This is a genomic window from Hymenobacter monticola (assembly GCF_022811645.1).
GTDB classification, from domain to species: Bacteria; Bacteroidota; Bacteroidia; order Cytophagales; family Hymenobacteraceae; genus Hymenobacter; species Hymenobacter monticola.
Map to the genome: position 1 here is coordinate 5,469,725 of NZ_CP094534.1, position 12,619 is coordinate 5,482,343.

Annotated in this window: 10 protein-coding genes; 9 read left to right on the forward strand and 1 reads right to left on the reverse strand. The window is 63.1% G+C overall.

From position 1 onward, the window contains the following. Positions 1 to 111 precede the first annotated feature (111 nt). Positions 112 to 3,294, forward strand: a complete 3,183-nt coding sequence (locus tag MTP16_RS22890; RefSeq protein WP_243514472.1) for a SusC/RagA family TonB-linked outer membrane protein — start codon at positions 112 to 114, stop codon at positions 3,292 to 3,294. A gap of 13 nt (positions 3,295 to 3,307) precedes the next feature. Continuing rightward, positions 3,308 to 4,828: a RagB/SusD family nutrient uptake outer membrane protein gene (locus MTP16_RS22895; RefSeq protein ID WP_243514475.1), complete on the forward strand. Its 1,521-nt coding sequence runs from the start codon at positions 3,308 to 3,310 to the stop codon at positions 4,826 to 4,828. Between the two features lie 85 nt (positions 4,829 to 4,913). Here the strand turns inward: MTP16_RS22895 and MTP16_RS22900 are convergent, their stop codons facing one another. Then, on the reverse strand, positions 4,914 to 5,633 hold the full coding sequence (locus MTP16_RS22900; protein ID WP_243514477.1) for an RDD family protein: 720 nt from the start codon (positions 5,631 to 5,633) through the stop codon (positions 4,914 to 4,916). A 131-nt stretch (positions 5,634 to 5,764) separates the two neighbouring features. Here MTP16_RS22900 and MTP16_RS22905 point away from each other — a divergent pair, with 131 nt between their 5' ends. The 7 genes from MTP16_RS22905 to MTP16_RS22935 all read left to right on the forward strand — a co-directional run bounded on the left by MTP16_RS22905 (position 5,765) and on the right by MTP16_RS22935 (position 12,545). Next, positions 5,765 to 6,724 carry a stage II sporulation protein M gene (locus MTP16_RS22905; protein WP_243514479.1) on the forward strand — a complete coding sequence of 320 codons (960 nt, stop codon included), beginning with the start codon at positions 5,765 to 5,767 and terminating at the stop codon, positions 6,722 to 6,724. 17 nt (positions 6,725 to 6,741) lie between these two features. Continuing rightward, positions 6,742 to 7,698 (forward strand): hypothetical protein, encoded by a 957-nt coding sequence (locus tag MTP16_RS22910; RefSeq protein WP_243514482.1) that lies wholly within the window; start codon positions 6,742 to 6,744, stop codon positions 7,696 to 7,698. 42 nt (positions 7,699 to 7,740) lie between these two features. Further along, positions 7,741 to 8,751, forward strand: coding sequence for a hypothetical protein (locus MTP16_RS22915; protein WP_243514486.1), 1,011 nt, complete (start codon positions 7,741 to 7,743; stop codon positions 8,749 to 8,751). Between the two features lie 64 nt (positions 8,752 to 8,815). Next, complete coding sequence (locus MTP16_RS22920; RefSeq protein WP_243514488.1) at positions 8,816 to 9,649, forward strand: DUF4129 domain-containing protein; 834 nt, start codon at positions 8,816 to 8,818, stop codon at positions 9,647 to 9,649. Then, entirely contained in the window at positions 9,649 to 11,151 is a 1,503-nt protein-coding gene (locus tag MTP16_RS22925) for a DUF4350 domain-containing protein (RefSeq protein ID WP_243514491.1), read from the forward strand. The genes MTP16_RS22920 and MTP16_RS22925 overlap by 1 nt, the downstream gene beginning before the upstream one ends. Beyond that, entirely contained in the window at positions 11,148 to 11,420 is a 273-nt protein-coding gene (locus tag MTP16_RS22930; RefSeq protein WP_243514493.1) for a hypothetical protein, read from the forward strand. Before MTP16_RS22925 ends, MTP16_RS22930 begins: the two co-directional genes overlap by 4 nt. A gap of 132 nt (positions 11,421 to 11,552) precedes the next feature. After that, positions 11,553 to 12,545, forward strand: coding sequence for an AAA family ATPase (locus tag MTP16_RS22935; protein ID WP_380287003.1), 993 nt, complete (start codon positions 11,553 to 11,555; stop codon positions 12,543 to 12,545). Positions 12,546 to 12,619: the final 74 nt, after the last annotated feature.

Here is a 12,619-nt window from a genome sequence, read left to right on the forward strand (position 1 = left end):
TGTACGTTGTCAAATATCCATTCTATATATTCGCCGTCATTCTCACCATTTTTTTCAGTTTTCACTTTATTTATGAGAAGAAACCTACTCCACCTTTTAACCCCGCTGACGGTGCTTACCACACAGGTGGCATGGGCCCAGGACCGCACGGTGACCGGCACCGTGGCCGGCTCCGACGGCGCATCCATTCCGGGCGTGACGGTGCTCGTGAAAGGCACCAAGCTGGGCACTTCCACCGATGCGGATGGCAAATTCTCCATCTCGGCACCGGGCACGGCCACCACGCTGGTGTTCTCCTACGTGGGCTATGCCACTCAGGAAGTGGCCATTGGTGACAGAACGTCCTTCAACGTGCGCCTGGCCACCGACGCCAAGGGCCTCGACGAAGTGGTGGTGGTGGGCTACGGCACCCAGGCGCGGCGCGACCTGACGGGCAGCGTGGCTTCCATCTCGGGCAAGGAAATTGCCACCGCGCCGGTGCAAAGCTTCGACCAGGCCTTGCAGGGCCGGGCCCCGGGCGTGAACATCACCACCCCCAACGGCGTGCTCAACAACCCGCCGGTTATCCGCATCCGCGGCGTGAACTCCATCAACCTGAGCTCGGCCCCGCTGGTGGTGATTGACGGCATTCCCGCCTTCAGCGGCAACAACTCGGCGCTGGGCAGCGTGCCCAACAACCCGCTCAGCAACCTGAACCCGGCCGACATCGAAAGCATGGAAGTGCTGAAAGATGCCTCGGCTTCGGCCATTTACGGCTCGCGGGCCGCCGGTGGCGTCATTCTGGTGACCACCAAGAAGGGCCGCAAAGGCCAGAGCCGCCTAAACTACGACACGTGGGTGGGCTGGTCGAAGCCGGTGCGGCTGTACGACGTGCTGGGCGCGCAGGACTACGTGACCATCAAGAACGAAGCCGTGCGCAACCTCAACGCCAACCGTCGGGCCATTCAACAGCCAGCTACTAACATCGAGGGCTTCAAGCTGGCCGACGCCAACGGCAACGCGGCCGACACGCGCTGGTACGACTACATCTACCGCACGGGCTTCTCGCAGTCGCACAACCTGAACTTCTCGGGCGGCACCGACAAAACCACCTTCTTCTCCTCGGTGGGCTACACCAAGCAGAAGGGCATGATTGTGAACAACGACTTCCAGCGCATTTCGGCCCGCCTGAACGTGGACCACAAGGTGTTCAGCCGCTTCACGGTGGGCATGCGCGTGGGCTACTCGGGCACGCAGAATTCTTCGCCCAACACGGGCTCGGTGGGCGACAACTCGTTCAACTCGGCGGGCCTGGGCCGGGTGCCCATTCTGCTGCCGCCCAACCTGGCCGCCTACAACCCTGACGGCACGCCCAATGTGAGCGGCACCAGCATCGGGCCCGGCCCCAACCTGAACCCGGCCAACGGCGCGCCCTTCGTTATCGGCTTCATCAACCCAGTGGTGGACATTGCCAACAACCGCTTCACCTCCGACGGCAACCAGATTGAGGGCAGCGTATACGCCGACCTGGAGCTGCTGAAGGGCCTGAACCTGCGCACCACCTACGGCGTCAACAACATTTCCTTCGAAGACAAGGCCTTCTACACCCCACGGGCCGGCTCGCTGACCCCGGCCGGGCAGGCCGACAACTACTACCGCACCAACAAGCGCTGGAACTGGCAAAACACGCTGCAGTACGACCGCACCTTTGGCGAGAACCACAACTTCTCGCTGCTGCTGGGTAACGAGCAGCAGAACACCGACATCCAGCGTTGGGGCGCTAGCCGCACCAGCATTGCCGACGACTTCTTCACCACCTTCCAGGGCGGCTACACCAACATCGCCTCTTCGGGCCAGTTTCAGGGCACCAACTACCTCGTGTCGTTTTTTGGCCGCCTGAACTACAACTACGCCCGCAAGTACCTGGCCACCGTGAACGTACGCCGCGACGGCTACTCGGCCTTTGCCAAGAAATACGGCAACTTCTACGGCGCCTCGCTGGGCTACGTGGTGTCGGAAGAAGACTTCTGGAAGAACTCCTCGTTCTCGCAGGTTTTCTCGTTCCTGAAGCTGACCGGCAGCTACGGCAGCGTGGGCAACAACCAGGGCATCGGCGACTTCGGCTTCTTGCAAACCTATTCCTCTGGCCTGTACGGCAGCAACGCCACGCTGTATTTCAGCGCCGCCGGCAATCCTAACCTGACTTGGGAAACCAGCAAGAAAAGCGACATCGGCCTGGCCTTCGGCTTCTTCCAGGACCGCCTGCGGGGCGACGTGGCCTACTACAACAACCTGGTGGACGGCCTGATTCTGGACGTGCCCCAGGCGCCCTCGAAGGGCATTCCGAACGTGGCCAACAGCGGCACCCCCGCGCCCGGCACGCTGGGCAACGTGCTGGCTTCGAACGTGGGTTCGATGCGCAACCGCGGCATTGAGTTGAACCTGACCTACAACGCCATTCAGGGCAAAGACTTTACCTGGACGGTGAGCGGCAACCTCACCACCCTCAAAAACCGGGTGCTGACCCTGGCCACCGAAGGCCAACGCATCGGTACAGCCACGGGCGGCCTCGAAACCTCGAACTTCACGGAAGTGGGCCATTCAGTGGGCGAAATCCTGGCCGTGCCCTCGCTGGGCGTGAACCCCGCCAACGGCCGCCGCATGATTCTGAAGGCCGACAAAACCGTGGTGGAGTACAACCACCAGGGCACCACCGGCGCGGGCTCAACGGGCTGGACCATTAAGGACACCAACACCAACACCACGGCCCCCACGCAGCTGGTAGACGGTGTGTACTACGGCCCCACCCTGCCCACCTGGTACGGCGGCCTCGACAACACCTTCCGCTACAAGGCCTTCGACCTGGGCGTATTCATCCAGTACTCGGGCGGAAACTACATCTACAACGGCACGAAATCGGGCCTGCACGACCAGCGCTTCTGGAACAACGAAGTGGACATCATGGAGCGCTGGACCGAAAGCAACACCAACGCCAAGTGGCCGCGGGTGGTGTATGGCGACAACGTGTCGAACGGCTCGGCATTGGTGATGTCGTCGAACGTGGAGAAGGGCGATTTTGCCCGCCTGCGCCAGGTGTCGCTTGGCTACAACTTCGGCCAGACGCTGCTCAGCCGCGTGAACGTGGCCAGCGCCCGCCTCTACGTGCAGGTGCAGAACGCTTTCCTGCTCACCAAGTACTCGGGCATCGACCCCGAGATTTCGACCAACGGCGCCAACAACACCGCCGCCGGCGTCGACCGCAACTCCGTGGGCCAGGCCCGGACCTACACCGTGGGCTTCAACATTGGCTTTTAACCGACTTCTTCCGATGCAGATATTTCGCAACAACAAGGCGGCTGCGGCCTTATTCGCAGCATTTTTGGGCCTGGGTGCCGTCTCGTCGTGCCAGAAGGACAAGCTAGACCCGGCCCCCCAGACCGTGTTTTTCGACAAGGTGGTGTTTGATACGCCCGCCCGCGTCGAGTTGCAGGCCAATGCGCTGTACAGCTACGTAAAAGCCGGCATTTTCCTGGGCGGCCGGGTGCAGATTTTTGGCGACATCCGCGCCAACGACTTCCTCAACCGTGCCTCCAACCTTGTGACCGGCACGGCCGTGTGGAACCACACGCTCACCGAAACGTCGCAGAACGACGTCATCAATACCTGGGGCGCGGGCTATGCGGCCATCAACCAGGCCAACGTGTTTCTGGCCGGCATGGACGCCAACGCTGCCAAGTTCGGGGCGGCGCCCTTCCCGGCCGACTTTACCACTAAGGCCAACAACTACCGCGGCGAGGCCCGGTTTCTGCGCGCGCTGTGCTACTACCACCTGCTGCAGTTCTACGCCCGGCCCTACGCCGACGGCGCAGGCAGCAAGCCCGGTCTGCCCTTACGCCTGAAGGCAGAAACCGACGGCACCGGCAACGACCTGCCGCGCAGCACGGTGGCCCAGGTGTACGACCAGATTCTGGAGGACCTGAACTATGCCGAAACCAACCTGCCGCTGACCTACGGCACCACCGCCACTACGGCCAACGTGACGCGCGCCCACCGCAACACCGCCATTGCCCTGAAAACGCGGGTGTACCTGAGCATGGGCCGCTATGCCGACGTCATACGCGAAGCCGACAAGCTGGTGCCCGCCGCCGCGCCCTTCGTGGCCCCCACCGGCGTGCCCAACGCCCTGAACCCATCGATAACCGCCGTGTTTGGCGGCTCGCAGGAAACCACGGAGAGCATTTTCTCCTCGCCCTTCACCGTGGCCGATGGCCCGGGCACGCAAAACCAGCTGGCCTACTACTTCCTGCCCCCCGGCGCCGCCAACGGCGGTAATGGCGAATACGGCCTGAACACCGCCGCGGGCGGCATCCTGGCCAGCCCGGCCTTTGCCGCCACCGACGCCCGCCGCACCAACTTTGTGCAGGTGGTGGGCACGGAGTCGTTTCTGAAGAAGTACGCCTCCGGCACCAACACCAGCTCGCCCTACACCGACAAGGCCCCCGTCATTCGCTACGCCGAGGTGATGCTGAACCTGGCCGAAGCCCGCGTGCGCTCCACCAACAGCGTGGATGCCCGGGCCCTGCTGTTGCTCAACGCCGTGCGCACCCGCTCGAACCCGGCCGGCGCCTACGCTACGTTCGCCTCGGTTTCCGATTTCACCGACGCCCTGCTGCTGGAGCGCCGCATCGAGTTCCTGGGCGAAGGCCTGCGCAACATCGACATCATGCGCCTCAACGCCCCCATTCCCGGCAAGGGCACCATCTCGGCCGTCAACCCATCGGACGTGCTCTACGTGTGGCCCATTCCGTTCACGGAACTGTCCACCAATAAATCGATGACGCGCAACTAAGCGCCCCAAGCGTTTTTGGTTGAAATGAAAAGCGGCTTGCCCAACTTGGGCAAGCCGCTTTTTTTGTCATTATCTGGCTGCTTCTCTACGCGCTGGCGGCCAGGTGGGCGTGGTCGCGGAGCACAGTTTGGAGGAAGGGGCCGTCAGGCAAGTCGGTACGGATGCCGGTGATTTCCTTCACCTTGTTGGCAATTTCATTCAGCACCTCGTAGTTATCGCGGGCTTTGGCTTGCTGCATCAGCTGGCGGATGAGGGCCACGTCGTGGTCGGCCAGCAGCGCCGCCTGCGGAAACACAGGCTGGTAGCCCTCAATCGGGCTGAGGCCGGGGGCCAGCGGCGAGGTGGCCTGCGGGCGCACCTTCACCACGGTGGTGCCGGCGGCCATGTCGCCGAGGCGCTGCCCGCGGCCGTTGGCGGCAATGGTGATGATGGCCACCAGCCCGCCGAACAGGCCGGTATCGACGATGCGCAGCAGCCAGCGCAGCAGGTAGTCGCCCACGCTGGGCGCGGTGCCGTCGAGGCGCATCACGCGGATGTCGCGGGCCTGCTTGCCGATGCTCTGGCCATTGAAAAATACCTCACACACCAAGTGATAGAACACGTAAGGCACCCCAATTAGCAGCCCCATTGAGGCGGTGGCCGTCCCACCCTTCAAGCCCATTGCAGCAAAAATCAGCACGCAGGCGATTGCCCAGGCCCCCAGCACCAGGTTGTCGAGAATGGCCGCCACGATGCGGTCGCCGAGGCTGGCGACTTCGTATTCGAGCGAAACGTTTTGGGCGGTGTGGACGCGGATGGTAGCCATGGCGGTGGATGGGGATTTTCCGACGAAGAAACGCCAAAACCAGCCCCGCGCAAAACTTGGGCGCCGTTCGGCTGGGAGCGGGTGCTTCGGTGGCAACGGCTTCCTATCTTTAAGCCCTTCAACTTAGCCCCATGCGAGAAGCCGTTTTTTTGCGCCAGAACCAGGAGCGCTGGCAGCAGTACGAGAAGCGGCCCCAGGTGGGCCCCGACGAGTTGGCCGCCCGCTTCGTGGCCCTCACCGACGACCTGGCCTACGCTCAGACCTTCTACCCCACCTCTCCCACCACGGCCTACCTCAACGGCCTGGCCGGTAAGGTGCACCAGCGCCTCTACGCCAACAAGCGCCAAGACCACGGCCGCTTCGGCCGGTTCTGGGCCGTGGAGCTGCCGCTGGTGGTGGCCCGGCACCACCGCACGCTGGCTTTCACGGCCGTACTTTTCCTGGTGTTCACCGCTTTGGGGGCGCTGTCGGCGGCCTACGACGACTCGTTTGTGCGCGTCATCCTGGGCGACGGCTACGTGAACCAAACCATCGAAAACATCCGCAAGGGCGACCCCATGGCCGTGTACAAGAAGGAAGGCGAGACACTCATGTTTTTGGGTATCACGGCCAACAACATTTACGTCGCCCTTGCCACGTTCGTGTTTGGCGCTACGCTGGGTGTGGGCACGCTGGTGTTCATGTTTCGGAATGCGCTGATGCTGGGCGCGTTTCAGTATTTCTTCTACCACTACCACGTGCTCAAGGCCTCGGTGCTCACCATCTGGATTCACGGCACGCTGGAAATCTCGGCCATCGTGGTGGCCGGGGCCGCGGGCTTTGTGATGGCGCGGGGCCTCTTGTTTCCGGGCACGTTCAGCCGAAGCGAAGCCTTCCGGCTGGCCGCGCGCGACGGGCTGAAGATGGCCATTGGGCTGGTGCCCATTTTCGTGGTGGCCGGTTTTCTCGAAGGTTTCGTGACGCGCCACACCGAAATGCCGCTGGCCGCCAGCTTGGGCATCATTGGCACGTCGGCGGCTTTCATTGGTTGGTATTTTGTGCTGTACCCGCGCCAGCTGGCGCGGCGGCAGGCCCGGGCTTCCGCTCTCTAGATTTCGATTAGCCACTTATGCGTCAAAGTTTTACCCAAGCCGCCGACTTTTACCGCGAGCGGGACTTCGGCCAGAAAATTGCGGCCACGCTGGAGTTCATCGGTGCCCACTGGCGGCCGCTGGGCCGGGTGCTTGCCTACGTGATGCTGCCCGCGCTGCTGGTGCGCAGCGTGTTGCAGGCCCTGATTCAGCAGTACTTGCCGATGGAGCTTTCGCGGCCCGAGTACACCACGCAGATGGACCAAACCGGGGCGTTGCGGCTGCAGGCCAGCATGTGGAACACCATCTTCACTTCGCCCGGCTACTGGGCCAGCTCCCTGGTGGGCTCCCTTTCGTTTTCGCTGCTGGTGGTGAGCGTGTACGGCTATCTGGTGCTGCTGGCCCGGCGCCGCACGCCCGGGCCGCCGCCCACCGTGGCCGAGGTGTGGGGCGTGGTGCGCAGCGAGTATCTGGGTACCTTTTTCTCGTTTTGGGCCACTGGGATGCTGGTGGGGCTGGGTTTCCTTGTCCTAACTATTCCCGGCATTTACCTCAGCGTGGTGCTGAGTTTGTTTTTCATCGTGCGCATGAGCGAAGGCACCGGCTTCGGGGCCACGTTTAGCCGCTGCCGGCTGCTGATGCGCGGCAAGTGGTGGTCTACTTTAGGCCTTATTACCGTTGCGCTGCTGTTGTATTACGTGGTGCTGGCCGGCATTGGCGGCGTGGCGGTGATGGTTTCGGGCGGGTTCTCGGCCATGGTCCAGGCCGCGCGCACCCGGTCGCCCCTGGTGCAGGTGGTCGTGAGCTGCATCAACAGCCTTTCCTCGCTGCTGCTCTACCCGCCGCTGCTGCTGGCCCTGGCGTTTCAGTATTTCAACCTGGTGGAGCGCCACGACGGCACCGGCCTGCGCCTGCAGCTCGATTTGCTGGGCCAAACGGCCGCGCCGCAGGCAAGTAACGCCGCCTACCAGCCCCACGACGAAGGCGAGTACTAGCGTCAGGCCATCCGCAACACCCTTCTTAATTCCTACTAAGCTGTGACACAAGCAAAAAGCAAGTTTACCCACGAGTCCGACTTCCGCCGGGAGCGGGACTTTGGGGCCAAAATCGGGGCCACATTCGAGTTTGTGGCGGCGCAATTCAAGCCGCTGCTGAAGTGTTTGCTGTGCTTCGTGCTGCCGGGCGCGCTGCTGGCGGGCATTGGCATGGGGCTTATCATGGGCAAGATGCTGGACATGATGCCCAACCTACCCGGCCGCCGCAGCACCTTGGGCGAGCCGGTGGAAGTTGCGCAGTCCTACAATTCCAATCCGTTTGCCAACGCCAGCACCGTTCTGGGCGTTGGCCTGACGGCGCTGGGCGTTTTGGCCGCCGTCATCCTGCTTTCGAGCACCGTGTATGCCTTCGTGCGCGTGCGCATGGCCACCCCGCCCGAGGAGCGGGTGGAGCCCGGCCGCGTGTGGGCGGCGCTGTGGCCCCGGCTGGGCCGCGTGCTGGGCGCCTTTCTGCTGCTGGGCTTCCTGCTGACGGTTGGCTTTGGCGTGGTGGGCGGCGCCCTCAGCCTCATCGGCCCGGGCTTTGTGGTGCTGCTGATGCCGCTGCTGCTGTGGCTGATGGTGTGCCTGTCGCTGTATTTCCCGGTGTTGTGGATGGAGGACGGCGGCCTGCTGGCGGCGCTCCGGCGCTGCTTCTACCTGATAAAAGGCAAGTGGTGGTCGACGTTCGGCTTGTACATGATTATCACTTTCATCACCGGTGTTATCAACTACTTGTTTATCATTCCTTTCTATGCGCTGATGATAAGCAAGATGCTGCTGCACTGGCAGTTCGATACTGAAATTCTGAGCCTGGCAGCCATGAGCTTCTACGCGCTGGGCTGGGTGTTCACGGCGGTGCTGCCGCTGGTGGCCATGCTGTTTCAGTATTTCAACCTGGTGGAGCGCCGCGAAGGCGTGGGCCTGCGCCACCTCATCGGCACGCTGGGCCAAAGCGCGGCGCCGCAGGTGAGCAGCGCCGCCTACCGCCCCGACGAGGAAGGCGAATACTAGCGCCTGGCGGCTAGCTTTGAGCAACTAATAACCGGCTGATGAAGGCCGTTGTCTTGTCTTTGGCGTGCGCAAACTTCCTACGCTTGCATTAAACCGTAACAGCCGGCGCCACCTGCCGTGGGGCCTGCTGCTGGCCGGGTGCCTGGCGCTTTCGGGCGCGCCTACGCTGGGCGCGCCCGAAAGCGCCAGGCACCCGGCCCCGGCCGAATTCCGGGCCCGGCCGCTGCCGCCCGACCGCAGCTCGCCCTTGCCCGCGCGCCGCCTCGACGCGGAACGGCTGCGCGAGCTGGCCAGCCAGCGCGACTTCCGCTACGTGGAGCCCAACGCCCGCACCGACGCCTGGGGCGCCTTTTGGGCGCGCATCTGGCGCTGGCTGAGCAACCTATTCAGCACACCCACCGGCCGCGTGACGTGGAAATACGGGGTGTATGCTGTGGCTCTGGCCGTGCTGGTGTATGCCGTGCTGAAGCTGATGCAGGTGGACGTGACGGCCGCCTTCGGGCGCGCGGGCCGGCGCGGGCAGCTGGAATACGACACCGCCGGGGAGAACATTCACGAAGTGGATTTCCGCACCCGCATTGCCGAAGCCGAAGCAGCCGGCAACTTCCGCCTGGCCACCCGCCTGGGCTACCTCGAAGTGCTCAAGCACCTCACCGACGGCGGCCTCATTCAGTGGCAGCCCGACAAGACCAACCACGCCTACCTGGCGGAGCTGGCGGCCGGGCCGGTGCGCGACGCCTTCCGGGCCGCCACCCGCGAGTTTGAATACGTGTGGTACGGCGACCTGCGCCTCAACGCCTCCCTCTACCAGCAGGCCCGGGCCAGCCAGCGCGCCGTGAGCAGCCTGCTCGCGGGCCGGCCGGCTCCGGTTCCGGCCGCTATTCCCCTGCCCGCCTGATGCCGCAGCTCACCACGTTTCGCCTGTATTTGCTGGGGGTAGCGCTGCTGTTTGCGGGCTACGTGACGCTGGAGTACAACCGGCCCAAGCCCCTGGACTGGTCGCCTACCTACATCAACAAGGACAAGATTCCCTACGGCACCTATGTGCTGTATGACCAGCTGCCGCGCCTGCTCGGCACCGACTCGGTGGAAACCGTGCGCCTGCCCGTGTACAGCCAGCTCACCGGCATGAGCCTGGAAGAATACCAGGGTTCCCGGGGCCCCACGGCTGAAGACCTCCGCGACGGCTGGCACGAAACATCGGCCGACACCTCGGCGATGGTCGAGGCCACGGATTCGGCGGCAACGGCAACGGCTGCCGTGACGGAGCCAACAGATTCCGCAACGGCCGGCGACGCGGACTCAACCGCCACCGCATCGGCCGCCGATTCTACCTCCCGGGCCGACGCCGATGACGAGGAAGCATACGAGGAGGCTGAAACCGAAGAATCGCCGGCTAGCATCCCCCTTCGGGCCGGACCGGCCAACTATTTGTTTATCAACGAGGGATTTGAACTAAGTCAGCTTGATGCCCGCGCGCTGCTGCAATATGTGGCCCGCGGCAACAACGCTTTTGTGGCCGCCAAGTACTTCCGCAGCCAACGCGGGCTGCTGCGCGATAGCCTGGGCTTCCGGGTGAAAGAGCTGGTGCCGGTCACGACCAAGGGCTACAAAGGCATTTTTTCCACCGACTCGGTGGAGCTGCGCTTCACCCATCCGAGACTGACCCAGGTCCGCATCCGCCTGCCCGGCACCAGTGTGGAGCAGTACCTCGAAGTAGATTCTGGCCGCGTGGGGCGCACCCTGGCCACCGATGCCCGGGGCCACGCCGTGTTTGTTCGCATTGATTACGGGCGCGGTCATTTTTACCTGTGCACCGCGCCAGTGGCCTTCACCAACTTCTACCTGCTGCGGCCGCACACGGCGGCCTTTGCCGAGGCGGCGCTGGCCTACCTGCCGGTGCGCCGGGCCTGGTGGGATGAATACATGAAGCAAGGGCCAGTGGGCGAGCAGTCGCTGCTGCGGGTGGTATTTGCCCACGACGCGCTGCGTTGGGCCTACTACCTGTGCCTGTTTGGCGGGCTGCTGTTTGTGCTGATAGAAGCCCGGCGCCGGCAGCGCATCATTCCCACCATCAAGCCCTTGCCCAATACCACGCTGCTGTTCACGCGCACCGTAGCAAGCCTCTACCGCCAGGGCAGCAACCACGCGCTGATTGCCGAGAAAAAGGTGGCGCTGTTTCTGGACTACCTGCGCCACCGCTTCCAGGAAACCAACCCCGACTTTGCCGACGCTGATTTTCGGGAGCGCCTAAGCCAAAAGTCGGGCCTGACCCGCACGCGGGTAGACGAGCTGCTGCGGCTGGTAAACTTTGCCCGCACCGCGCCGCAGATGACGGACCAGCAGCTGCTGCAGCTGAGCAAGGCGCTTAGCGATTTTAAGCGGGAGGCCGGCCGATGAATCCTCACCTGCTTACCGTTGAAAAGCTGGCCATACTCATCAAATACCATTGGGATTTGCGAGGTTTCTACAAGCAGGCCACAGCTGCCGAAAAGGAACTAATGGATGTGGATTGGGATGATTTAGGCGATGTATTACAAGACCTGAAGCTTTACCACCGAAACCTAGTTTCGAAAGAATACGCCAAAAAAATATTCGCTAATCTACACGAGGTCTGCGCCGACGAAGAAACTGCTCAGACATTATTAGGCTACGCCAGCACTTTGTAAATGGAAAACGAAAACCCCGACCTGACCTCCCCTACCCCAGCCGCCGACGCCACCGGCAGTACCTCCGCCACGTCTCAGCCAATCGACGCTGCCACTCCTGAAACACCCGCCGCAACTGAAGCCCATCTAGCTATGGAAGCCACTGTGACCCCGGAAAACACCTTTGGCCCGCGCACCGATTTTGCCCGCCTCACGGCTCAAACCGAGGCCATCAAGGCGGAAATTGGCAAAATCATTGTGGGCCAGCAGGACCTGCTGGAACTGCTGCTCACCGCCATTCTGGCCGATGGGCACGTGCTGCTCGAAGGCGTGCCCGGCGTCGCCAAAACGCTCATGGCCAAGCTACTGGCCCGCACACTGGAAGTACCGTTCAGCCGCATCCAGTTCACGCCCGACCTGATGCCGAGCGACGTGCTGGGCACCTCGGTGTTCCGGCAAAACAAGTCCGATTTCGAGTTTCGGCCCGGTCCTATTTTCGCCAGCGTGGTGCTGATTGACGAAATTAACCGCGCGCCGGCCAAAACCCAATCGGCGCTGTTTGAGGTGATGGAGGAGCGCACCGTGACGCAGGACGGCACCACCTACGGCATGCCGGAGCCCTTTCTGGTGCTGGCCACCCAAAACCCCGTGGAGCAGGAAGGCACCTACCGCCTGCCCGAGGCTCAGCTCGACCGTTTCCTGTTTAAGCTGCACGTGGGCTACCCCTCGCTGGCCGAGGAGGTGCAGATTTTGCAGGGGCATCACGCCGGCTTCGGCGGCACCAACCTGGAGGCCGTGCAGCCCATCCTCAGCGCCGCTGACCTGGCCGCTCTGCGCCAACAAGTGCGCCAACAGCGCGTGGAAGCCAACATTCTGGAATACATCGCCAAGCTGGTGGGCCAGACGCGGGCGCACAAGTCGCTGTACCTGGGCGCCTCGCCCCGCGCCTCGCTGGCCCTGTTGAACGGCGCCAAAGCCCTGGCCGCCCTGCGCGGCCGCGACTTCGTGACCCCCGAAGACGTGCAGTTTCTGGCCCCCAGCGTGCTGCGCCATCGCATTATGCTCACGCCCGAGCGCGAGATGGAAGGCGGCACGCCGGATGATGTGGTGAAGCAGATTATGCAGCAGATTGAGGTGCCGCGCTAAGATGGAAAGAGGTAGAGACGCGACACTTCGCGTCTCGGCGTTGAACGATTCATTGCCTCCTAATCAAACAACAT